Raw genomic sequence first — 22,345 nt, forward strand, 5'->3', positions numbered from 1 at the left:
GCAAGCATGGAATATCGGCAGATATTACAGCAGTATTGGGGGTATCCCGACTTTCGTGGTATTCAGGAAAACATCATCAGGAGTATCGGCGAAGGTAGGGATACACTTGGTCTGATGCCGACCGGTGGAGGAAAATCCATTACGTTCCAGGTGCCGGCTTTAGCCAAAGAAGGGGTCTGCATCGTAGTTACGCCATTGATTGCATTGATGAAAGACCAGGTAGATCACCTCTTGGAGCGGGGCATCAAGGCTGCTGCCATCTATTCTGGAATGACGCGTCAGGAGATTATCAAGACTTTGGAGAATGCTGTTTTCGGTGGTCTGAAACTGCTTTATATCTCTCCCGAACGCCTTTCCTCCGAACTGTTCATAGCAAAGTTCCGCCATATGAACGTGAGTTTCATCACAGTTGACGAGGCACATTGTATCAGTCAGTGGGGCTATGACTTTCGTCCTTCCTACCTTCATATTGCAGAAATCCGCAAACTTAAACCCGAAGTGCCCGTTCTTGCACTGACGGCTACGGCCACACTGAACGTGATTGATGATATTCAGGAGCGTCTGAATTTTAAGCAGAAAAACGTCTTTCGCATGAGTTTTGAGCGGAAGAACCTCAGTTATGTAGTCCGACAGGCTTCAGATAAGGAAGCAGAATTAGTGCACATTCTCAATATTGTCAAGGGTAGTGCCATTGTTTATGTGCGTAGCCGTAAGCGTACAAAGGAGGTCTCTCAACTGCTCAACAAGAACAATATCAAGGCAACTTATTATCATGCAGGCTTGGAACATTTCACGAAAGATATCCGTCAGCAGGAGTGGCAGCGTGATGAAATACGCGTAATGGTAGCAACAAACGCATTCGGAATGGGCATAGACAAGCCTGACGTGCGTATGGTTGTCCACATGGACTGCCCTGATTCCCTCGAAGCCTACTTCCAGGAAGCGGGCCGTGGAGGTCGGGACGGGCAGAAATCCTATGCAGTTTTGCTCTATAATTCCTCTGATGCACGCAAACTTCACAAGCGTATTGGCGACAATTTCCCAGAGAAAGACTATATAAGGAAAGTCTACGACTCACTTGCTTACTTCTATCAGATAGGGGTAGGCAGCGGAGCTGGGCACACGTTTACATTCAATATCGTAGATTTTTGCAGTGCCTTTCATCTTTCGATGATGTTGGTTGATGCTGCACTTCATATTATTGAACGCCTCGGTTATATCGTTTATGAGAATGATCCCAACAACAGTGCGCGACTGATGTTCCTGCTGTCACGCAGTCAGCTCTATCTGCTGGACAATTTGAGTCCGATGGAAGATGTTGTCATTGATACCTTGTTGCGTCTTTATGGAGGGCTGTTCAACGATTATGTCTATATTGATGAACAACTCATTGCATATAAGGCCGATCTCACGCAGCAGCAGGTTTATTTGGTATTGAAGAACCTCAGTGCACGACATATCCTGCATTTCATCCCACAACGTAAGATGCCTTATGTCAGTTTTCTGCGTGACCGTGTCGATGGGGAACTGTTAATTATCAGTCCGGAGGTATACGAAGACCGTAAAACGGAATTTGAAAAACGCATTCAATCCGTTGTCTCCTACGCTGAAAATGATAGGATTTGCCGTAGTCGTCAACTGCTCCGTTACTTCGGTGAAAAGGATTCTGAAGATTGTCGGCATTGTGATGTGTGCCTCGAAAAGACTACAGATCAGACCCATGAAGGTAGAGTGGAACCTTGCAGACAGGCCGTTCTCGATTTCTTGGCAGACAGGAAAAGACACCTCCTTGCTGAACTTGATACGCTGAATTTGCCTGAAAGACAATTAGATGAGGCGCTTGAATATCTTATTCAGGAGGAAGAAATAAGATTAGAAGGCAGTTATATCTGGAAAGAATAATTCACATGTCCGTTCCAAATGATGTTGAAGATTAGTTTGCTTGTCGCTACTTTGTTTTTGTTGGCGGACATTACAGGATATCAAGAGAAACCAACGGTATTCACAATCATACCATTTTAGGATGTAATCTCCGTTTTGCCTTTTAACAATAGGTCTTAAACTGGCTACATATAGTGGCATATATTAAACTATAATCTCACTTTCCAGAAAATACATTACAATTGCTTTCTCGAAACTCGCGTATTTGAAATATCTTCTCGCTCGGCTCAAAATAAGTGCTGTTTTAGGGTAGTTTGTAAATCGTTGGTGGTCAGATAGTTGTGGAATTTGCTTCGAAATTCATTGCAAAATGACATGAAAAAATGGTGTGAAATGCCTTATTTCAGCCCGTTGTTTGTATGATTTCACCATGCGTTTTCATGCAGTTTATCGTGTAAAGTGCCTCATATTAGAAGCTAAGATGTCTCAAATTGCCAATAAAAATGGTTGAAGTTGTGAATTTACTTCTATTTCGTGGGAGTTTTTTCTCCAGAAGGTGAACTTTTGAGAAGTTAAATTCAGGGTAGCAATCTTTACAGGACAGGAGTGTCGTATTTCTCTATTTATTTACGAACTTCCTGTGACTTTGGTTTGTTGATGGGATTATCTCTTTATGTTTGGAGAAGCAGTGCATCAATCCATGGACTGATTATTGATACACTGCTCATATCCTTTTATGGAGGAGAACCCATGCGAAGTCCTGCTTATTACTTCTTCTTGGTAGTCTTGTCAAACTTCGCCCAGAATTTCTTTCCTTGTTCTTTAAGTTTCAGTGTGAATGCTGCGGCATCTTCAGCTGCTTTCTTTTCGTCTTCTGCATTAGCATATGCGTGGCGGAAACCATGCGTCTTGTTCCACTCACCACGCGTGAAGTCGGGCACTTCCACGGGGATGTTTCCATTGTCCATAGATATAGTTCCCAATTCAGCCAGGCAGCACCATTCTGCCAAGTCATAGACATCAATATCCAATGGCAGACCATTTTGCAGACAATAGACCAAGCGTGAATCCATGATGAAGTCCATACCGCCATGTCCACCTACTTCTTTAGCTTCTTTTTCATACTTGAGGACAATCGGACTTTCATATTTTTCGACCAGCGCCTGCGCGTCTTTTTTTGAAAGATATGAGTGTCCGGAGAGGTCATCTGCAGATGGGGTGACTCCTGCATTTGAGAGTTCTTTGGATGAAAGTGCAAAGCCTTCGAAGGGATATTTGTTGGCAAAGCCCTTGGTTCCCGTAAGTTGATACATCCGGTTATAAGGCTGCGGAGTCATTACGTTGTGGATGATTTCAATGACTTTTCCATTCTCTGTGCTGATGAGTGTGGTTGTCTGGTCACCATTACGAAAGTCTTTACATTCTTCTCCTGACATCTTTTCAACATGTTTCTTGCCGTTTACCGACTTGGTATCCATGGCAATAAGGGTTTTCATTCGGTCTCCTCTGTGGATATCCAACACTTGAGCTACCGGGCCTAAACCATGAGTAGCATAGAGGTCTCCACGGAATTTCTGGTTGTATTCCAATCTCCAACCTAATTTATCTTGGTCATTTTGTTTCCAATAAGCTTTCCAGAAAGGCGTCAGGTCGTGACGATATGCCCCCTGAACATAAAGGATTTCACCGAAAACTCCCTTTTGTGCCATGTTCAAGGCATTGAGTTCAAAGAAGTCATAACAGCAGTTTTCCAACATCATGCAGTGTAGACGCTTCTGTTCAGAAAGGTCAATGAGCTGCCAAATCTCTGACATGTTCATGGCTGCGGGAACTTCAATGGCCACATGTTTACCATTGGTCATGGCTTCGCGTGCTACCAGAAAATGATGTTTCCAGTCGGGAGCTATATAAACAAGGTCTATGTCCTTGCGCTTGCACAGCTGCTTATAGCCATCTTCACCCGCGTAGATTTCAGCTGCCGGCATACTCGCTTTGCGCAGATACTCCTGGCATCTCTCGGCTCTGTAGCGTTCATGATCGCACAGTGCAACGACCTGAATACCTGGTATATGCGTCCAACGTTCGACGGCATCATGGCCTCGCATGCCCAAGCCTACAAAGGCAACGCGCACAACTTTCATCTTTGGAGTAGTAAGGTGAAGTGCACTTTGCTGTCCGGGTAGGCGATTTGGAACTTCTGTTACGGCCTTTCCATTCTTGATTTTGTATGGCCAATTGAATTGAGCTGATACAGTTGAAGGGTAGATTACACTGCCAAGCAGACAGACAGTCGTTAATAATGTTTTGAAATTCATGTTTTTTCGATATTTGTTTACAGTTAACTTTGGGTTTCCCAATGAAATGGTTATGTTTTTGAATATAGGTTTTCTCACTATAATGATAAGTCTGATGAGAGTTGGGCAGAATGCCCTATAACACTTATACAAGTCTGTTTATAGCTTATAGATTATTGAGGCTTAAACAAAAAGAACTATACCTAACGCTGTTCTTGAGTGTTGATATAGTTCTTTTTGCGTATTTCTAAGGGCTGAAAACAACTGAAAAGTGGTTCCAAACCCTCTGATAATGATTTCGTTTTCGGTTCAGGATTATTCGCCTTCAATAGCTGCTACACCAGGAAGAACCTTGCCTTCGATAGCTTCAAGCAGGGCACCGCCACCGGTAGAAATATACGAAACCTGGTCGGCCAAGCCAAACTTATTGACACAAGCAACGGAGTCGCCGCCACCAATCAAAGAGAATGCACCCTCTTTGGTTGCTGCTGCAACAGCTTCAGCAATAGCCTTTGAACCACCAGTGAAGTTATCAAACTCGAATACTCCGGCCGGGCCATTCCATAAAATGGTCTTAGAACCCTTGATAGCATCCGCGAAAGCCTTGCGTGTTTCAGGGCCTGCGTCCATGCCTTCCCAGCCATCTGGAATGTCATTGGATGGGCAAACTTTCTGGTTGGCATCGTTCTTGAAGTCGTCTGCAATAATAGAATCCGTACCAAGAACTAACTTTACATTGTTTTCCTTGGCTTTCTTGATGACGTCTAAAGCAACATCAAGTTTGTCATCTTCACAGATACTCTTGCCAATCTTGCCACCTTGTGCCTTGGCAAATGTATAGGTCATGCCACCACATAGAATGAGATTGTCGACTTTGCCAAGCAAGTTTTCGATGATACCAATCTTGGTAGAAACCTTAGAACCACCCATGATGGCAGTGAAAGGACGCTTAATATTATTGAGAACAGCATCAACAGCCTTTACTTCTTTCTCCATCAAGTAGCCCAACATCTTGTGATCTTTATCAAAGAAATCAGCGATAACAGCAGTTGAAGCGTGCTTGCGGTGAGCCGTACCGAAAGCATCCATCACGTAGCAGTCAGCGTAAGAAGCCAACTTCTTGGCAAATTCTTTCTGACGAACTTTCATTTCTTTCTTGGCTTCATCATATTCAGGAGTGCCCTTTTCTACGCCAACTGGCTTGCCTTCCTCTTCAGGATAGAAGCGTAGATTCTCTAACAACAGAGCTTCACCCGGCTTCAGTGCTGCAACTTCTGCATCAGCATTGGCACAGTCTTTGGCAAATTTAACGTCTACACCTAATGCGTCAGAAACGTTCTTTACAATCTGAGAGAGTGAGAGTTCCGGCTTTACTTTGCCTTTAGGTTTCCCCATGTGACTCATCATGATGAGTGCGCCACCGTCGGCTAAAACCTTCTTCAAAGTAGGAAGGGCACCACGGATGCGGGTGTCATCTGTTACGTTACCTTTCTCATCCAAAGGGACATTGAAGTCCACACGAACGATTGCCTTCTTGCCGGCAAAGTTGAATTGTTCGATTGTCATTTTGTCTTTATGTTTTAAGTTAATATTGTTTATCTTTCTTTCTACAAAGATACACTTTTCCATGCACAACAGAAAATCATTCATGAAGAATTAAGAGATTTTCGTACATGATATGCCTGAACTGCTATATGCAGTTGACAATTTCTTTTGTTCAAAGGACTTTAGCGCAGGAGAAGACTATTCTTCGTACTCCGTTGCATCTTTAATACCTGCTTCTGCCAAGGCTTCTTTGCGTTCGACACATGTCCCACATTTGCCACAATGCTTGTCACCACCTTTGTAGCAGCTCCATGTTTCGGTATAGTCGAGGCCAAGCTTCTTGCCGATACGGGCGATATCGCCTTTTGTGATATTGGTATAAGGGGCTTCAACATGGGTATTGACAAAGGTGCCGGCATAGGCCGCAGCATCTATGGCCTTGATGAATTCGGGGCGACAGTCAGGATAAATAGTGTGATCTCCGCTGTGATTGGCTATTAAAACCTTTTTAAGATTGTTGCTTTCTGCAATGCCAATGGCGATAGAAAGCATGATACCGTTGCGGAAAGGAACTACTGTTGACTTCATGTTGTCATCGGCATAGTGTCCTTCGGGAATGGCTTCAGCACCTTCAAGCAGTGAACTTTTGAAATATCGGTGCATGAAATCAAGATTAATCGTGATGTGTTTGATGCCTAACCGCCTGCAATGCATCTCGGCAAGTGGTATCTCTTTGGCGTTATGATTACTGCCGTAGTCGAAACTGATGCCGAGCGCTATCTCGTCTTTCTTGTCATAAAGCAGCGTGATGCTGTCCATACCGCCACTGACAATGATTACAGAATCTTTCATTTCTATTTGTTTTTATATTATCCGAATAGTGTTCTCAAGGCCTCTTCTACCTTTTTTACAGGGTGGAGTTCTATCTTGTATTTGCGTTTGTCGAAACCTTTGAGGTTATGAGCCGGTATAATCATGTGGGCAAAACCTAACTTCTCGGCCTCTGCAATGCGCTGTTCTATACGGTTGACTGGGCGCACTTCGCCGCTTAGTCCTACTTCTCCCGCCATACACCAGCCTGCTTCAATAGCCGTATCAACATTGCTTGACAACACTGCTGCTATCACACTGAGGTCCATGGCAAGGTCGGTGACGCGCAGTCCTCCTGCAATATTGATGAAAACATCCTTTTGCATGAGCTTGAACCCCACGCGTTTTTCAAGTACGGCAAGCAGCATGTTGAGGCGCCGTTGGTCAAATCCTGTGGCCGAACGCTGCGGAGTTCCATAGGCCGCTGAAGACACCAAGGCTTGTGTTTCAACCAAGAAAGGACGCACTCCTTCTATGGCAGAAGAGATGGCTACACCTGAAAGTCCTTCATGATCTTGGCTTAACAACAGTTCTGAAGGATTGGAAACCTGACGCAATCCATTCTGTTGCATTTCATAGATACCAAGTTCCGAAGTGCTTCCAAAACGGTTCTTGATAGACCGAAGAATACGATACATGTAGTGTTGGTCACCTTCAAATTGGATAACGGTATCGACAATATGTTCCAATATCTTTGGCCCTGCCAGCGTTCCTTCCTTATTAATGTGCCCAATTAGAATGACGGGAATACCACTTGTCTTTGCAAAACGCAGCAAGGCAGCAGCACATTCGCGCACTTGAGTAATGCTTCCGGGAGAACTTTCAACGTCCGAAGTGGAAATGGTCTGTATGGAATCGATGACAACTAATTCGGGTTTTACCTCTTTTATATTATCAAAGATGCTTTCAAGTGAAGTTTCACAGAGTATCATTACCTCACTGTTGCCCCCGATACGCTCTGCTCTCATCTTGATTTGGTGGGCACTTTCTTCACCGCTTACATAGAGGATGCGGCGTTCGTTCATGTGAAGAATGGTCTGAAGAGTAAGCGTACTCTTGCCAATTCCAGGCTCACCGCCTAATAGAACAATGCTTCCCGGCACTAATCCACCACCGAGAACACGGTTCAATTCGTCATCGTACATGTCAATTCGAGGCTCATCTTTGGCCGATATCTCATGCAGGAAGAGAGGCTTGTTCTTATTCGTTATGCTGCTTCTGACGGCATGTGCTGCATTTTTTGCAGCCATAGACCCCGTGTCATTGGCAATACGTATCTCCTTAAAAGTGTTCCATTGGCCGCAACTTGGACATTTCCCAATCCATTTGGCAGACTCTTGTCCACAGTTACTACATACATATGCAATTTTATCTTTGGCCATTTCTTGGTTTGATTTTATCTGATAACCCTACAAAAGTAGTAATAAATTCTATAGTTACAAAATTATTTGTTACTTTTGCATGGTTTAGAAACGGATAGAAAATGCGGTTGAATAATGAGATTTCCGAATTATAAAGTACTTCTTTTCGCCTTGTTTTTGCTCGTTGTTGCCTGTGGACGGTCTTACGAAGAGCAAAGAAGAATGTCACGTGCAGAGCGCTATCGTCTCTTTCGTGAAGACTCCTTGGCTTTGAAAATAGCTGTGATGCCCACGCTTGATTGTCTTCCTTTGTATTTGATGAAAGACCATCAGCTTTATGATACAGCGCAATTGGATTTGCGTTTGAAGTTCTTTACGGCACAAATGGACTGTGACACCGCTCTGCTGAACAGGCGCGTAGAGGGTTCAATCAGCGACCTTGTGCGTACCGAACGCATGAAGAAACGCGGCCTACAGCTTGATTATCTCACGGCTACCAATGCCTATTGGCAACTTTATTCCAATCGGAAAGCCCGTTTAAAACATCTCAATCAACTTGGTGATAAGATGATAGCCATGACGCGTTTCTCGGCAACCGATTATCTGACCGACCTCACCCTTGATACTGTCAAGACGCGGGCACGGGTCTATCGGGTACAATTCAATAATGTCTTTATACGTCTTGACATGCTGCTCAACAATGAGATTGATGCCCTTTGGCTCACGGAACCTCAGGCCACAAAAGCCCGAATACTCGATAATCCGATGTTACGCGACAGCCGAGATTTCAGGCTTTCGCTCGGTGTATTGGCCTTGCGACATGCTGGAGTGGCTGATAAACGGCGCAAAATGCAGTTGAATGCGTTTGTCAAGGCTTACAATGCAGCTTGCGATTCTATCAATCAGAACGGCCTACAGCATTATGCTGATTTGTTGAGGAAGTATTGCAAGGCCGACGACAAGACCATTACAGCATTACCGAAATTGCGTTTCCAACACATCACTGCACCGAAACCGAGTGATATCCGTGCAGCAAAATCTTTCGAATAATCCCTCATCATGCACCCAACCTCACCTGAACTACAGCCTGTCTGGTCACAGCTTCTCGAACAGCAGAACCTGCCTTTGGCATTGAAGACACTTCGGCAATTCCTCAATGAAAAGGGAATACCGCAGTTTGATGCCCGTCTTGATGACATCATGTCAAGCTATCAGCTCATGAAAGACTATATGTTGCGTGGCTATCAAGACCCTATGCGCCCACAACTTTATCATTCCATGTTGCAGCAGCTCTATGCGGTGGCTTTTGATGTGCGGCTTCGTTTGGCTGTTATCAAAGGGGGCTATCATGGTCTGGCAGAGTTAAGTGCACGCAGAATTGATTTGAGCAGTGAAGAGGTAAGGCTGCAACTTGAGGGGTATGTGCAGGATTTGGCGATGCTTTCTTTGGAGCCCGAGGGCATACGTAAGGAGAAAGAGCATTATCTCCGCCGTCAGCACCAACACTATCTATCCTCTGTTTTCGATGCCATTGTGGTTTCCTACTATTGGAACGAGGCTGTCTATGATGCCTTGTTGAAGTTGTTTTGCAGTCCGATGGTTGACACCTTTGATAGCCAGACATTGCTTTCTGCCGTGACACTCAGTGGCATGAACGGTTTTGATCCGTTGCGTTTCAAACTCTTGTTAGAGGTGTGGCAACAGACCGAAGCCGATGAAGAACTGCGCCAACGTGCATTCGTGGGGTGGGTGTTGTTGGCTTCTTCTGATGGAATGCAGCTTTTCGAAGCATCCGAACAGTTACTGAGAACTACGGTTGAGGCCCCGGATGCTGACGCTTTGCGTCGCGACTTGTATGCACTGCAATGCCAGATATTCTTTTGCAGCAACGCGCGACGCGACAATGAAAAGATGCAGAAAGACATCATTCCCACGCTGATGAAAGGGCAACAGCTGCATTTCAACCGCTTTGGAATAGAGGAAAAAGAGGAAGATACCTTAGAGGATATTCTGCATCCCGACAAGGCAGAGCAGGAAATGGAGCGTGCAGAAGAGAGTATAAACCGCATGATGGAAATGCAGAAGCAAGGTGCCGACATCTATTTCGGCGGTTTTTCACAGATGAAACGCTTTCCTTTCTTCTCGTCGGTCAGCAATTGGTTTGTGCCTTTCTCCAAGCAGAACCCTGACATGGAAGCGGTGTTAAACCAATTGGGCAACGCTAAAATCGTTGATATCATGCTCAACGGGAGTCCTTTCTGCAATTCTGATAAATATTCCTTTGGCTTTGCAATCAAGTCTGTCTACGCCCAGTTGCCTGCCAATGTGCGTGAGATGATGAATTCGGCCGATGGCATGATGTTGCGTCCAAGCTATGAAGATGCGGACAAACCTGCCTATAAGCGCTTGCAATATCTGCAAGACCTTTATCGGTTTTTCGAACTGAATGCTTATCGTGAAGAATTCAGAAATCCCTTTTGGAACGATTGTTCTGCAGAGCAAAATGACCAGTTCTTCCTGCATAGAGACCTTTCTTTCTCAGCTTTCCACAAGGAAATCATCGCGTTGATGGCCTTTGCCGTGAAACGGAAAGAATGGAAATTCCTGCGTCAGTTGTATGCTCGTTATCCTTTGTCGGAGACCGAGATACACCAGATGTTGGTTTCAGACAGTGAACGCCTGTTGCGCTATTACCGTCTGCAATACACGCTTTTCAATCATTTCCACGAAGAAAAGAAGGCTTTTGCCGCAAGTCGTGCGGTGATTGTTGTCGGCCTGTTACGCCATGAAGAAAGCGGAGTAGGGGTGGAACGTCTGGAGTTTGACGATGAAACAGGCCTGCCCACACTATCCGACAAGCTTCTGAAATTGGATAATGCCAACGAGAAAGAACTGCGCAGTTACGCTGCTTCAGCATTGCGCTACGGTAGGTTTGATGAGGCTAACCGGGCCTATCAGTATCTCTATACCATGAAAGATGACAAGCGTTTCCTTTGGTATCAGTCATTGGCTTTAATGAACATGGGGCAGTTGGACGATGCGCTTAAGCTGCTCTATCCCCTCGATATGGAGGACGAGAATGTGTCGGTGAAGCGTACGATAGCCTGGATATTGTTGTTGCAATGTAAGCCCATGCAGGCCGAACGCTATTATGATGCTATTCTTTCCACGCAGGAGGTTATCGATGAAGATTATGTGAATGCAGGTTACAGCAAATGGTTACAGAACAAAAACAATGAGGCTGTGATTCTCTTCAAGAGCTGGGTTTCACGTCATTCTGACGAGAAAATCTCCTCTGTTTTCGTGCAAGACCGTCAGTTGTTGATGGATAATGGCATCACGGCGATTGACAGAATGCTGATGGAAGACATGGTGAAACCTCGTGATGTGTAGGCATTCGCTTTCCTTGTTATCGTTTTTTATCGTGCTTTCCACTTGATTTTTCAGTAAGAAATCTCTGTAAAAAGTAATTTCAATCCATCGTATTCATACATGAAAAGACTCACCGACTTTTATCATAGCCTGCCTATTGTAAGGGATAATAAGGGAAACAGGAGCACTTCGCATGCCTACTTCAACTTTGAAGGAAAGCGGTATACGATTGCCATAGATAGCAGTTCGGTGCAACCGCTTATTGTGTTGAAAGCTCATCTGTCTGAAGAAAACTTCTATAGGATACTGTGTGACAATGATTTATTGATTGACAACAATCCTTATGGCATAGAATATTATGGCTATAAGCCGGTATTTAAGGCCGAAAAGAAAGATTACAGGAGTGGTGATGTGCACTATATTCTTATTCAAAATCTTGTGTTTATTGTCACATTTGGTAAGGAAATGCTGCATGTAGAAAGTGTTTATCGCTTGGCTGATGACGAGATGCCAGCCCACGAAGATAATCGGAAAATCTGGCTGAAGACCATAGCTTTCCTCATAATCATGTGCATGGTATATCTCTTCCTGCATTATTTGACAGCGCATTTCTGGTAGAATGGAAGAATAGTTCTTTGGTAAGCAATTCTCAATAAAGCGTATGAAACAGGGAGCCTGTTGTGCATTTAAGTTTGATAACGTATAGTTCTTTGGAGTCAGCCAGCATTCTTTTCTCCTGTTTTTCTGTGAGGTTTCAACTTGTTTTATCCTTAATGGTTATCTGTTTTGACGAGACTTGCCTTCTCTTTTCAAAACCATTGGAAATGGCTTTGTAATTCGTTGAATGACAACAGATTGGAAGTGTGTTTCTGACTTGCGTCAGATGAGCGTGTGATTAGCGTCAGAATGCGGGCTGATCTGCGTCAAGTTACACGCTCATCTGACGCAAGTGAAAAGCATGTTTGCAGCATGTTGAAAAACAATGTGAATAGCGTGGCGATTTCCTCCTTGTTCAGACAGCGTTTCGGTTGTGTCTGTTCAGCTCTTCTGCAGAATGGGGAAACGGCAATGTTAATCTATATAAAAAAGCTGTCCGCAACGTGTTATGTTTGTCATTTTATGTATCTTTGCACATCAAACTTATGGAATATTGTTGTCTGAAAGGTGATGCTTCTAAATAGTTTAAGATTTTTTGCAGTCTACATATTATGGGCACTGTTGTTCGTTTTACAGAAACCGTGCTTTATGTTGTACCACCATGCGTTGTTCAAGCAAAGCAGTTTGGCTGACTTTTGGCAAGTGATGGTGCATGGTTTACCCCTTGATTTCTCTGTGGCCGGCTATTTCTCGGCCTTTCCCGGCATATTGATATTGACAGAAATTTGGTGTCGGGGACGCATCACAAAGTGGTTTTATAAAGGCTATACAGCCGTGGCTGCACTGATTTTCTCCATGACATTTGGCCTCAATCTTGTGCTTTACGGCTATTGGGGCTTCCCACTTGACTCCACACCGATATATTATTTCTTCTCCTCTCCGGCCAGTGCTTTGGCCAGTGTCAGCATGTGGATAGTCATCGGGGGCGTGCTCGTTGTCTTGCTTCTTGCCGTGGGCATCTATCTGTTGATGCAGCGAATGGAGAAGAAATTGAATTCACTTTCAGCGCTAAATCATCATCGCGTCTGGAGCACTTTTTTGCAGGTTGTTCTGTTAGGCCTGTTGTTTATCCCTATTCGTGGGGGTATAAAGGTATCAACAATGAATGTCGGTGAGGCTTATTTCAGTAAGGACATGCGGTTGAACCATGCTGCGGTGAACCCCGTTTTCAGTTTGATAGAGAGCTTCTCCAAGCAGGTTGATTTTGCTTCTCAATACCGTTTTATGAGCGAAAAAGAAGCAGCAGAGGTAGTTGGTCCAATGCTTTACACGAAGAGTGACAGCGTCATGCAGTTGATAACCACGAAGCATCCCGACGTGTATATTGTCATTCTGGAAAGTTTCTCGCGTGAGCTGATGAAGACAAATGCTGTCCCGAATATGAACAGATTAGCCAAGGAAGGCGTTTTCTTCAATCATTTCTATGCCAATAGTTTCCGTACAGACCGTGGCACACTGGCAATATTGAGTGGCTATCCTGCCCAACCGACGACAAGTTTGATGAAGTTAACCCGAAAAACCAATCATCTCCCGTCAATTGCAGGCATGCTGAACAAGAGCGGATATGGGCTGAAATACTACTACGGTGGGGACATTGACTTCACTAATCTGCGTGGTTATCTGACGGGAATGGGCATCACCGACCATGTGTCTGATGAGGATTTTCCACATGAAGACCGTCGGAGCAAATGGGGAGTACCCGATCATCTGCTGTTTGAAAAGGTGCAGAACGACCTGAAGGAAAAGCCTGGAAAGCCGATGATGCGCATCATACAGACGAGCAGTTCGCATGAACCTTTCGATGTGCCTTACCACCACTTGCAGGATAAAGTGCTGAATGCTTTTGCCTATACTGATGCTTGTGTGGGGCGTTTTGTTGACTATCTGAAGCGCAGCGGGCGCTGGAAACGCTCGTTGATTATCCTGATACCCGACCATTTGGGCTGTTATCCTGCGGATATAAGTGAATTCAAAGTGGAACGTTATCAAATTCCAATGATTTGGTTAGGCGGTGTAGTGAAGGCTCCTTATGTCGTAGAAAGCTATGGCTCTCAACACGATTTGGCTGCCACTTTGTTGGGGCAGTTGGGGATATCTCATGCCTCTTTCATCTTCAGTAAGGACATGCTTGACAGTCGGGCGCCTCATTTTGCCTTCTTTACTTACCCTGATTTATGGGGAATGGCAACCGAAGAGCAACAGATGATTTATGATAATGTTGCCGGAAAGACGGTACTTTATCGTGGAAAACGCGGGCGCTCGGCCATGGAAAAACAGGGGAAGGCGTATCTTCAGGAACTCTATAATGATATAGCCCGCCGATGATGACCGAACTGACTGATTTACTTTCTATGCTGAAAGCCATGGATACCATGGTGTTTCTGACAGTGAACAGTCATCATAATGCCTATTTCGACAGTGTGATGTGGTTGGTCAGTGGAAAGCTGATATGGGTTCCCATGTATGTTTCTCTGTTTTTTGTGCTCCTGAAGAATTATTCCTACAAGGTGGTTTTCGCTATTCTTCTGGCCATAGGAGTTGTTATCTTGTTCACGGATAGCTTCACTGCGCAGGTTATTCGGCCGTGGGTGTGTCGACTTCGACCAAGTAATTTGGATAATCCTATGTCGAGTATGGTGCATATTGTGGATGGTTATCGGGGAGGAGCTTATGGTTTTCCGTCCAATCATGCAAGCAACACATGGGGCTTGGCATTCTTTATCACCTTCCTGTTCAGGCGCTATAAGCTGACGTTTTTCTTCTTCCTATGGGCATTGTTGGTATGTTACAGCCGAATGTATTTAGGCGTTCATTACTTTGGCGACCTTTTGATTGGGGGGCTGTTGGCTTTGGCAGGAGCTTCTACTGTTTTCTATGTGTTCAGAAAAGTGAGTGGAGACACTCGACTTCAAAAAGTGAAATTCATTTATTGGCCAGTGTGGATAGGAGTTGCAACCTTTTTAGTTATCATGGTTTCTTCTATATTTTATCGTGTATGACGGTAGGGAAGATAGTCAGATATCAACAGTTCGGATTTGTTTTTAAACGTTAGTTTCAGCCTATGAATATTGAACCTGTAGCAGTTTTTCATTCTCCTTTCAATTCCAAGTTTGGCATTCCGAAGCAGAGTGGTATTGTGGGGGCATTGAAAGGCGAGATAGTTTTTCTTCCAGCCTACCGCAATCCAGATGCCTTGCGCGGATTAGAGGCGTTTGATTATCTATGGCTTATCTGGGAATTCAGTGGCAACAGGCATCATGCCAACAGTCTGATGGTGCGTCCGCCACGCTTGGGAGGCAATGAGAAAGTGGGCGTGTTTGCGAGTAGGAGTCCGTTTCGTCCCAATGGTCTTGGCCTCTCTTCGGTCAAGATAGAAACGATAGAATGGGAGACAAGTCGTGGCCCGATAATCCATGTTTTGGGTGCAGATCTCATGGATGCCACCCCGATTTACGATATCAAGCCTTATATCACTTATGCTGATGCTCATGTTGATGCACGCAGTGGCTTTGTAGATAGTCACCAATGGAAGCGGTTAGACGTGGTCATTGGTAGCAAAGCACAGGATTTCCTCTTGTCGCATGGTTTTGATGTAGCACGTATTGATGAACTCAAAAGCATCTTGGCAGAAGATCCGCGCCCCCAATATCAAGATGATCCGGACAAGATTTATGGAATGCCTTTCGCAGGGATAGACGTTCATTTCCGAGTAAGAGGCAATGTGTTGACAGTCTTAGCCGTGTGAAATACTGTTGTTTGGTTATTGCAACCTTGATGTTTTCCAATGGTATTAAGTGAAAGTGAATTGCTGTCCTATGATAAAAAGTAATGTAGTAAAATTCAAAAGGCTATCTCAATACGTTCCTCTAAATAATAAAATAGGTGTAGAGGTTCTTCTTTTTTCTTTCGCTTATCCATATTTTAAAAAATATTTTATATCTTTGCAAGATAATAACGGTTACTACGTTCCGTTAAACTGATTTGACTAATTATTTACTCCAATTAATATGAAATATGCGTTAATAACAGGAGCCTCACGGGGAATAGGCCGTGCAGTTGCTTTACATTTGGCAAAGAACTACTCTGTTATTATTAACTACCAATCAAATACAGCATGCGCTCAGGAAGTGAAACAAGAAATAGAAGCTCACGGAGGGCGGGCTGAACTTCTGCCTTTTGATGTTTCGGATCCAAAAGCTATTGAAGCTGCCATAGACCAATGGGAGGCGGCGCATCCTGAAGAATTCATTTCGGTTTTGGTGAACAACGCCGGTATTCGTCGGGACAACGTGATGTTTATGATGTCGGATGACGACTGGCATAGCGTGCTTGACACAAATATGAATGGCTTCTTTTATATCACCCGCAGGCTTCTGAAGCACATGATGCCCCGCAAACACGGTGGAAGAATCATCAATATGGCTTCGCTATCGGGATTGAAAGGAATGCCCGGGCAGGTGAATTACAGTGCTGCCAAGGCTGCATTGATAGGGGCAACAAAGGCTTTGGCGCAGGAAGTTGCACCGCGTAAGATCACGGTTAATGCTGTTGCGCCTGGTTTTATACAGACAGATATGACTAAGGAATTGCCGGAAGACGAGCTGAAAAAACTTGTTCCTGTCGGCCGTTTTGGTAAGCCGGAAGAGGTTGCTGCCGTTGTGGGTTTCCTTGCTTCTGATGAAGCTGCATATATAACGGGTGAGGTTATCAGTGTGAACGGTGGACTTTACACGTAATTCTATTTTATGATGAAAAACCATTTTATCGGATCAAGATACAATATATAAAGGAATGGAAAGAAGAGTTGTTGTAACGGGCATGGGAATTTGGTCATGTCTCGGCACAGATATAGAAACCGTAAAACAATCACTATACGAAGGAAAATCGGGTATCGGCATACAGCCGGAACGTTTGGAATATGGCTATCGTTCGGCTTTGACAGGTATTGTTGAGGAACCTGTTATTACGAAAAAGATGCTCGATCGCCACACTCGTGCCGGTATGCCTCAGGAAGCAAGATATGCTTATATGTCAAGTTTGCAGGCCTTTGCCCATGCAAATGTCTCTGATGAATATCTCCGTGAGCATGAAGTAGGCTGTATCTTTGGCAATGATTCTTCTGCTCAACCAGTTATCGAAGCTTCAAAGATTATGGATGAGAAGCATGACTCAGCAATGTTGGGCTATGGGCTTATCTTCCAGTCGATGAATTCTACGGTGAATATGAACCTCAGCACAATCTTTCATTTGCGTGGTGTGAATTTCACAATCAGTGCAGCTTGCGCCAGCGGTAGTCATTCCATAGGATTGGGCTTTATGTTGATAAAGCAAGGCTTGCAGGACATGGTGCTGTGTGGTGGTGCCCAGGAAACGAATTATTATTCCATGGCTTCATTCGATGCTTTAGGGGCTTTCTCTATTCGAATGAATGAACCCACCAAGGCGAGTAGACCGTTTGATAGAGACCGTGACGGCTTGATACCGAGTGGTGGTGCTGCTTCATTGGTGTTGGAAGACTATGAGCATGCAAAGGCACGTGGTGCAAACATCCTTGCCGAAGTTGTCGGTTACGGTTTCTCAAGCAATGGAGGTGGCATCAGTCAACCTTCAGATGACGGCAGTGTTATAGCCATGACACGTGCGTTGGAGATGTCGGATGTGGAAGCCGATGAAGTTGATTACATCAATGCACATGCTACAAGTACTCATCAAGGTGACATGTATGAGGCTATGGCCCTTAATCGAATGTTTGAAGGTAAGCATGCCCTTATCTCTTCAACCAAGAGTATGACAGGACATGAATGCTGGATGGCTGGTGCTTCTGAAGCTGTATATAGTATTCTGATGATGCAGAATAATTTCGTTGCTCCGAATATTAACTTTGAAAATCCCGATGAGTATTCTGAGAAGATGAACCTTGCTACGGCAACCGTAGAGACTGAAGTAAACACGGTGTTGAGTAACAGTTTCGGTTTTGGTGGAACGAATTCAGCTTTGGTTTTGAAGAAATTCAAAGGGTAGAAATTGAGAAAAGTATTTTTAAAATAAAGTATTAACTAATAATTCTTGTATTATGAAAAGAATAGTATTGCTTCTTTCTTTTGTGATGTTCTGCGTAGTAAGTATGTTTGCAAAGGCTGATGTGACATTGCAGAGTGGTTCACTTTCCAAGCTTAAGGCCTCTAAAGCCAAGGTTTATGTGGTTTGGGATTATACGCATGCAACTTTGGAAGGCAAGAATGTGAAGGAGTTCTTGAAAGAAAAAGGAGCAGATTGGGAGCGGGATTATAAAGCGGAACTTCAGCGTGCTGAAAAGAATTTTATGGATCGTTTCAATGAAAAAACCAAGAGTGTAACCATTACTGATAAGAAAAGTGAAGCAGAGTACACAGTTGTCATTGAGGTGAAAGACTTCCATTACGGTAGTACAGGCGTTTCTGTTATGATAGGTTTTGGTGCTGGTGATGCGCATATGAATGCCTTGATGAATTTCTATGAAAAAAGCGTTAAGGAACCATTCGCTGTCATTGATGTAGACGGTGTTGCCGGTGCAGGCTATGGCAATGAGAAGCGTCGTGTAGAAACTTATCGGGAATTGGCAGAACAGGTTGTCAAGCTGATTAAGAAAGCTAAGTAAGCACAAGGTCTTTTTTGAGTAAAAAGAAGATAGAAAAGAAATTAATTGAAATCTCGACAGTATGAAAAGGTACATAATTGTCTTATGTTGTCTGGTGTTTTCACTATCAATTATGGCACAGAAGCTTGAGCAAGGTTCTCTTGCTTTATTGAATAATGTGGGAAAAGCGAATTTCCAGATAGAGTTTCTTTCTATCCATGGAATGACAGAAAACGACTTTAGCAAGTATGAGGCAGACTGGGAAACCGATAAACCTACAGTTGTTGCCATTTTTACTGATTATGCAAACCGAAAGTTAAAGGGAAAATTGCTCTTGGGTAATTTCCCTAAAGAAAAATATACAGTAAAAGCAATCGTAAATGAGATTAATCAGAAAGGCAATTATGATTGTGACATTGTAGTCCTTGGTTCTAATAAGCAGGTGATTGCTAAGATTACCGGTGTTCGTGCAAAAGGTGGTGTTTGGGGAACCAAACTCAACTTGATAAAGGATGGTGCAGAGAATACAGGAAAGAAGTTTGGAGAGATACTCAAGTCAGAATTGGCAAAATCAAAGAAATAACAATGAACCTTTTTCAATCAGAAAGTGACAGGTATACTCAAGAACAGCTATCTGCTCGGGAAGCACAACGTCTTGCCGAGTATATAGCTTGGGGACCTGTTATCTTTCAGGTATCTCGTCTTATGGTTAAGTGGGGGATACTGGAGGCATTGCGTGACAGTATAGAGGGCTTGACTTTGAAGGAATTGAAAAAGCAGACAGCTCTTTCAGAGTATGCTTTGAAAATATTGTTGGAAGCATCGTTGAGTGCTGGTACGGTATTGATAAATAAAGATACAGACCGCTATACGATATCCAAGACAGGGTGGTTTCTGCTCAATGATCCTGCCACTCGCGTCAATATGGATTTCAACCATGATGTAAACTATCGTGGTATGTTCTATCTTGAGGAAGCACTTAACGAGGGGAAACCTGCAGGTCTGAAGACTCTTGGCGATTGGCCGACTATTTATGAAGGTCTGTCAAAGCTTGATAAGCAGGTGCAAGACAGTTGGTTTGGCTTTGACCATTTTTATAGTGATCATTCCTTTGACGAAGCATTAGATATAGTCTTCAGTAAGAAACCGAAAAGCCTAATGGATATTGGTGGAAACACAGGGCGTTTTGCGTTGCGTTGTGTGGAATATGATCCTAAAGTAAATGTCACGATAGTGGATCTTCCAGGTCAGATTGGTATGATGCAGAAGAATATAGAGGGGAAAGAAGGAGCAGACCGTATCTGTGGATTCCCAACGGATATTCTTGATAAACACTCTGGCTTACCACAAGGAACTTGGGATGCAATTTGGATGAGCCAGTTCTTGGATTGCTTCTCAGAAGAGGAAATTTATAGTATTCTCTCCCGTGCAGCAAAGGTGATGAATGTAGGCACGACGCTGTATATCATGGAAACATTCTGGGATCGACAGAAGTATGAACCAGCATCTCTTTGTCTTACTATGACGAGTGTTTACTTTACGGTCATGGCAAATGGGAACAGCAAGATGTATCACTCTGATGATATGATTAAGCAAATTGACCGTGCAGGACTGAAAGTTGTTGCCACTCATGATAGTATAGGCCAGGGACATACGATATTAGAAGTAAAATTAAAATAAATTAATAGTAATGGAAAGAAAAGAAATTGAAGAGAAAGTAAGAAACTTCCTCATTGAGGATTTGGAAATTGAGGAAGAAAATATTGCCCCAGAAGCAAAGTTGAAGGACGATTTAGGTATTGATAGCCTCGACTTTGTGGATATAGTAGTTATCGTAGAGAAGAATTTTGGCTTTAAGATTAAGCCAGAAGAAATGCAGGGTATCGTTACTTTGTCACAGTTCTGCGATTATATTGAGAGTAAGGTTGGCTAATACAACTTTTGGCACAGGTTGGATGCATAGATCATTAATTTGGTCTTTGCAATGGATAGATGTACGATTACTTTATGTGTTTACTTCACTATTCGTAATGCCATTGTGTCTACTGTTGAATACCAACCATAGCCGAACACATGCTTATCGTTATTTTCATCATCGATTAGGATATGGAAGGTTGCGTGCTGCATGGAATACATACATCAATCATTGTCTGTTCAGTCAGATAGTCGTTGATCGTTTTGCTGTCTTTGCAGGCAAACATTTCAAGGTAGAGATAGAAGGATATGATCAGTTTCTACGTTTAGAAGCGCAGGAAAAAGGCTTTTTAGTCTTTAGTTCTCATGTGGGGTGTTATGAAGTTGCAGGCTATTCTTTGACTTCAAAACTCAAACGTTTCAATGCTTTAGTGTTTGGGGGAGAGAAAGTTGCTGTCATGGAAGGACGTCAGGAGGTTCTGGAACAGCATAATATCCGCATGATTCCTGTAAAAGAAGATATGAGTCATCTCTTTTTAGTGAATGAAGCCATTGGTAATAATGAGATTGTTAGCATGCCCGCAGACCGTATTGTTGGTTCAACGAAAGCTGTAACATCTTGTTTTTTAGGTGCACCAGCACGATTTCCTGTTGGTCCGCTTTCCGTTGCGACGATGAAAGGTTTGGATGTCTTGGCAGTCAATGTGGTGAAAGTTGCTTCAAAGCGCTATAAAGTGGTTGCTACAACACTGTCATACGATAAGGATGCTCCGCGAAAGGAACAGATGCAACAACTATCAGATAGTTATGTGGCTGAACTTGAAAGAATTGTTCGCCGATATCCTTCACAATGGTTTAATTTCTATGACTTTTGGTCATAGGTGAAGCATAAACGCTATGATTAAATTTGATGTAGAAAACCCGTCTGAGAGTAATCTCCGTGCAATAGATGTACATGAACTCTTGCCACAGCAGGAGCCTTTTGTCATGATTGGCTCATTGGTGTATTTCGACAAGACATTAACAGTTACAGAGACAAAAGTTCAACGTGATAATATCTTTGTGGATGGGAATCGCTTCTCAGCTTCTGGTTTAATGGAGAATATTGCTCAAACTTGTGCTGCCCGTATTGGATATGTCAATAAGTTTATCTTAAAGAAAGGCATTCAGTTAGGGTTTATTGGAGGGGTGCGTAATTTTGAAGTGACGGCATTACCTATTGTCGGCGATGTAATAACAACTCGAGTTGAAGTGAAGGAAGAGGTTTTTGGCATGACCTTGGCAGAAGCTACGATTGTGTGTGGTGACAAGGTGTTGGTGACATCAGAGATGAAAATAGCCATAAAAGAACATAATGAATAGAAAAGTTGAATAAAGTTGTAAAATATCCAGCATTAAGATGATAGAATTAAGGGTATCGAAAGAGTTTGCAATCCGGTTTAGTGAGGTTGATTCCATGAATGTAGTATGGCATGGTTCTTATCCACTTTATTTTGAAGATGCACGTGAAGCCTTTGGAAAGAAATACGGATTGGAATATATGAGCTTTTTCGATAATGGATATTTTGCTCCTTTGGTAGAACTCACTTTTCATTACAAGAAGCCTATAAAATATGGTATGACACCACGTATAGATATTATCTATCGTCCAACGGAGGCGGCAAAAATAGTTTTTGATTATGAGATACATGATACGGAAGATGATAGCTTGATAGCAACAGGCCATTCTGTACAAGTCTTTATGGATCTTAACTATCAATTAGTTTGGGATAATCCTCCTTTCTATCAGCAGTGGAAGGAGCGTTGGAAACAAGTGGAGGCAAGGAAATGAGAGC

The 22,345-nt window shown here is 43.4% G+C and carries 20 protein-coding genes; 16 read left to right on the forward strand and 4 right to left on the reverse strand.

What is annotated here, in order from left to right; genetic code table 11:
* Positions 1-6 precede the first annotated feature (6 nt).
* Positions 7-1,902 carry a RecQ family ATP-dependent DNA helicase gene (locus tag HMPREF2983_RS08300; RefSeq protein ID WP_004374066.1) on the forward strand — a complete coding sequence of 632 codons (1,896 nt, stop codon included), beginning with the start codon at positions 7-9 and terminating at the stop codon, positions 1,900-1,902.
* 746 nt (positions 1,903-2,648) lie between these two features.
* Here the strand turns inward: HMPREF2983_RS08300 and HMPREF2983_RS08305 are convergent.
* The 4 genes from HMPREF2983_RS08305 to radA form a co-directional block, all read right to left on the reverse strand.
* On the reverse strand, positions 2,649-4,196 hold the full coding sequence (locus HMPREF2983_RS08305; protein ID WP_070667731.1) for a Gfo/Idh/MocA family protein: 1,548 nt from the start codon (positions 4,194-4,196) through the stop codon (positions 2,649-2,651).
* Between the two features lie 294 nt (positions 4,197-4,490).
* A complete protein-coding gene (gene pgk / locus HMPREF2983_RS08310) occupies positions 4,491-5,741 on the reverse strand; it encodes a phosphoglycerate kinase (protein ID WP_004378557.1) in 1,251 nt (416 codons plus the stop codon).
* Positions 5,742-5,918: 177 nt separating this feature from the next.
* Entirely contained in the window at positions 5,919-6,572 is a 654-nt protein-coding gene (queC, locus tag HMPREF2983_RS08315; protein WP_070667695.1) for a 7-cyano-7-deazaguanine synthase QueC, read from the reverse strand.
* Between the two features lie 17 nt (positions 6,573-6,589).
* On the reverse strand, positions 6,590-7,972 hold the full coding sequence (radA, locus tag HMPREF2983_RS08320) for a DNA repair protein RadA (protein ID WP_070667696.1): 1,383 nt from the start codon (positions 7,970-7,972) through the stop codon (positions 6,590-6,592).
* A 114-nt stretch (positions 7,973-8,086) separates the two neighbouring features.
* Between radA and HMPREF2983_RS08325 the strand changes: the two genes are divergently transcribed.
* The 15 genes from HMPREF2983_RS08325 to HMPREF2983_RS08395 all read left to right on the forward strand — a co-directional run bounded on the left by HMPREF2983_RS08325 (position 8,087) and on the right by HMPREF2983_RS08395 (position 22,341).
* Entirely contained in the window at positions 8,087-9,001 is a 915-nt protein-coding gene (locus HMPREF2983_RS08325) for an ABC transporter substrate-binding protein (RefSeq protein WP_070667697.1), read from the forward strand.
* A 9-nt stretch (positions 9,002-9,010) separates the two neighbouring features.
* On the forward strand, positions 9,011-11,344 hold the full coding sequence (locus tag HMPREF2983_RS08330) for a tetratricopeptide repeat protein (RefSeq protein WP_070667698.1): 2,334 nt from the start codon (positions 9,011-9,013) through the stop codon (positions 11,342-11,344).
* Positions 11,345-11,443: 99 nt separating this feature from the next.
* Positions 11,444-11,941, forward strand: a complete 498-nt coding sequence (locus HMPREF2983_RS08335; protein ID WP_070667699.1) for a hypothetical protein — start codon at positions 11,444-11,446, stop codon at positions 11,939-11,941.
* A 549-nt stretch (positions 11,942-12,490) separates the two neighbouring features.
* The gene (locus tag HMPREF2983_RS08340) at positions 12,491-14,305 is read left to right on the forward strand and encodes an LTA synthase family protein (protein ID WP_083316763.1); all 1,815 of its coding nucleotides are present in this window, start codon (positions 12,491-12,493) and stop codon (positions 14,303-14,305) included.
* A complete protein-coding gene (locus tag HMPREF2983_RS08345) occupies positions 14,302-14,979 on the forward strand; it encodes a phosphatase PAP2 family protein (protein ID WP_039874626.1) in 678 nt (225 codons plus the stop codon). Before HMPREF2983_RS08340 ends, HMPREF2983_RS08345 begins: the two co-directional genes overlap by 4 nt.
* Positions 14,980-15,041: 62 nt before the next feature.
* Positions 15,042-15,725 (forward strand): tRNA (N6-threonylcarbamoyladenosine(37)-N6)-methyltransferase TrmO, encoded by a 684-nt coding sequence (gene tsaA / locus HMPREF2983_RS08350; protein ID WP_070667701.1) that lies wholly within the window; start codon positions 15,042-15,044, stop codon positions 15,723-15,725.
* A 262-nt stretch (positions 15,726-15,987) separates the two neighbouring features.
* On the forward strand, positions 15,988-16,716 hold the full coding sequence (fabG, locus tag HMPREF2983_RS08355) for a flexirubin biosynthesis SDR family reductase FlxB (protein WP_070667702.1): 729 nt from the start codon (positions 15,988-15,990) through the stop codon (positions 16,714-16,716).
* A 55-nt stretch (positions 16,717-16,771) separates the two neighbouring features.
* A complete protein-coding gene (locus HMPREF2983_RS08360; protein WP_070667703.1) occupies positions 16,772-18,001 on the forward strand; it encodes a beta-ketoacyl-[acyl-carrier-protein] synthase family protein in 1,230 nt (409 codons plus the stop codon).
* 52 nt (positions 18,002-18,053) lie between these two features.
* On the forward strand, positions 18,054-18,617 hold the full coding sequence (locus HMPREF2983_RS08365) for a DUF4410 domain-containing protein (protein WP_070667704.1): 564 nt from the start codon (positions 18,054-18,056) through the stop codon (positions 18,615-18,617).
* A gap of 112 nt (positions 18,618-18,729) precedes the next feature.
* Positions 18,730-19,179: a hypothetical protein gene (locus tag HMPREF2983_RS08370; protein WP_039874623.1), complete on the forward strand. Its 450-nt coding sequence runs from the start codon at positions 18,730-18,732 to the stop codon at positions 19,177-19,179.
* Between the two features lie 2 nt (positions 19,180-19,181).
* A complete protein-coding gene (locus tag HMPREF2983_RS08375) occupies positions 19,182-20,276 on the forward strand; it encodes a FlxJ family methyltransferase (protein ID WP_070667705.1) in 1,095 nt (364 codons plus the stop codon).
* Between the two features lie 10 nt (positions 20,277-20,286).
* On the forward strand, positions 20,287-20,529 hold the full coding sequence (locus tag HMPREF2983_RS08380; RefSeq protein WP_070667706.1) for an acyl carrier protein: 243 nt from the start codon (positions 20,287-20,289) through the stop codon (positions 20,527-20,529).
* A gap of 22 nt (positions 20,530-20,551) precedes the next feature.
* Positions 20,552-21,391 (forward strand): LpxL/LpxP family acyltransferase, encoded by an 840-nt coding sequence (locus tag HMPREF2983_RS08385; RefSeq protein ID WP_070667732.1) that lies wholly within the window; start codon positions 20,552-20,554, stop codon positions 21,389-21,391.
* A 16-nt stretch (positions 21,392-21,407) separates the two neighbouring features.
* The gene (locus tag HMPREF2983_RS08390) at positions 21,408-21,872 is read left to right on the forward strand and encodes a hotdog family protein (RefSeq protein WP_070667707.1); all 465 of its coding nucleotides are present in this window, start codon (positions 21,408-21,410) and stop codon (positions 21,870-21,872) included.
* A gap of 37 nt (positions 21,873-21,909) precedes the next feature.
* Positions 21,910-22,341, forward strand: a complete 432-nt coding sequence (locus HMPREF2983_RS08395) for an acyl-CoA thioesterase (RefSeq protein ID WP_070667708.1) — start codon at positions 21,910-21,912, stop codon at positions 22,339-22,341.
* Positions 22,342-22,345 lie beyond the last annotated feature (4 nt).

This window comes from Prevotella sp. HMSC077E09, from assembly GCF_001814685.1.
GTDB classification, from domain to species: domain Bacteria; phylum Bacteroidota; class Bacteroidia; order Bacteroidales; family Bacteroidaceae; genus Prevotella; species Prevotella oris.

Bases quoted from the DNA above. Each gene is read 5' to 3' on its own strand.
- HMPREF2983_RS08300 (WP_004374066.1), top strand. From the start codon at position 7: ATGGAATATCGGCAGATATTACAGCAGTATTGGGGGTATCCCGACTTT.
- HMPREF2983_RS08305 (WP_070667731.1), bottom strand. From the start codon at position 4,196: ATGAATTTCAAAACATTATTAACGACTGTCTGTCTGCTTGGCAGTGTA.
- pgk (WP_004378557.1), bottom strand. From the start codon at position 5,741: ATGACAATCGAACAATTCAACTTTGCCGGCAAGAAGGCAATCGTTCGT.
- queC (WP_070667695.1), bottom strand. From the start codon at position 6,572: ATGAAAGATTCTGTAATCATTGTCAGTGGCGGTATGGACAGCATCACG.
- radA (WP_070667696.1), bottom strand. From the start codon at position 7,972: ATGGCCAAAGATAAAATTGCATATGTATGTAGTAACTGTGGACAAGAG.
- HMPREF2983_RS08325 (WP_070667697.1), top strand. From the start codon at position 8,087: ATGAGATTTCCGAATTATAAAGTACTTCTTTTCGCCTTGTTTTTGCTC.
- HMPREF2983_RS08330 (WP_070667698.1), top strand. From the start codon at position 9,011: ATGCACCCAACCTCACCTGAACTACAGCCTGTCTGGTCACAGCTTCTC.
- HMPREF2983_RS08335 (WP_070667699.1), top strand. From the start codon at position 11,444: ATGAAAAGACTCACCGACTTTTATCATAGCCTGCCTATTGTAAGGGAT.
- HMPREF2983_RS08340 (WP_083316763.1), top strand. From the start codon at position 12,491: ATGCTTCTAAATAGTTTAAGATTTTTTGCAGTCTACATATTATGGGCA.
- HMPREF2983_RS08345 (WP_039874626.1), top strand. From the start codon at position 14,302: ATGATGACCGAACTGACTGATTTACTTTCTATGCTGAAAGCCATGGAT.
- tsaA (WP_070667701.1), top strand. From the start codon at position 15,042: ATGAATATTGAACCTGTAGCAGTTTTTCATTCTCCTTTCAATTCCAAG.
- fabG (WP_070667702.1), top strand. From the start codon at position 15,988: ATGAAATATGCGTTAATAACAGGAGCCTCACGGGGAATAGGCCGTGCA.
- HMPREF2983_RS08360 (WP_070667703.1), top strand. From the start codon at position 16,772: ATGGAAAGAAGAGTTGTTGTAACGGGCATGGGAATTTGGTCATGTCTC.
- HMPREF2983_RS08365 (WP_070667704.1), top strand. From the start codon at position 18,054: ATGAAAAGAATAGTATTGCTTCTTTCTTTTGTGATGTTCTGCGTAGTA.
- HMPREF2983_RS08370 (WP_039874623.1), top strand. From the start codon at position 18,730: ATGGCACAGAAGCTTGAGCAAGGTTCTCTTGCTTTATTGAATAATGTG.
- HMPREF2983_RS08375 (WP_070667705.1), top strand. From the start codon at position 19,182: ATGAACCTTTTTCAATCAGAAAGTGACAGGTATACTCAAGAACAGCTA.
- HMPREF2983_RS08380 (WP_070667706.1), top strand. From the start codon at position 20,287: ATGGAAAGAAAAGAAATTGAAGAGAAAGTAAGAAACTTCCTCATTGAG.
- HMPREF2983_RS08385 (WP_070667732.1), top strand. From the start codon at position 20,552: ATGCATAGATCATTAATTTGGTCTTTGCAATGGATAGATGTACGATTA.
- HMPREF2983_RS08390 (WP_070667707.1), top strand. From the start codon at position 21,408: ATGATTAAATTTGATGTAGAAAACCCGTCTGAGAGTAATCTCCGTGCA.
- HMPREF2983_RS08395 (WP_070667708.1), top strand. From the start codon at position 21,910: ATGATAGAATTAAGGGTATCGAAAGAGTTTGCAATCCGGTTTAGTGAG.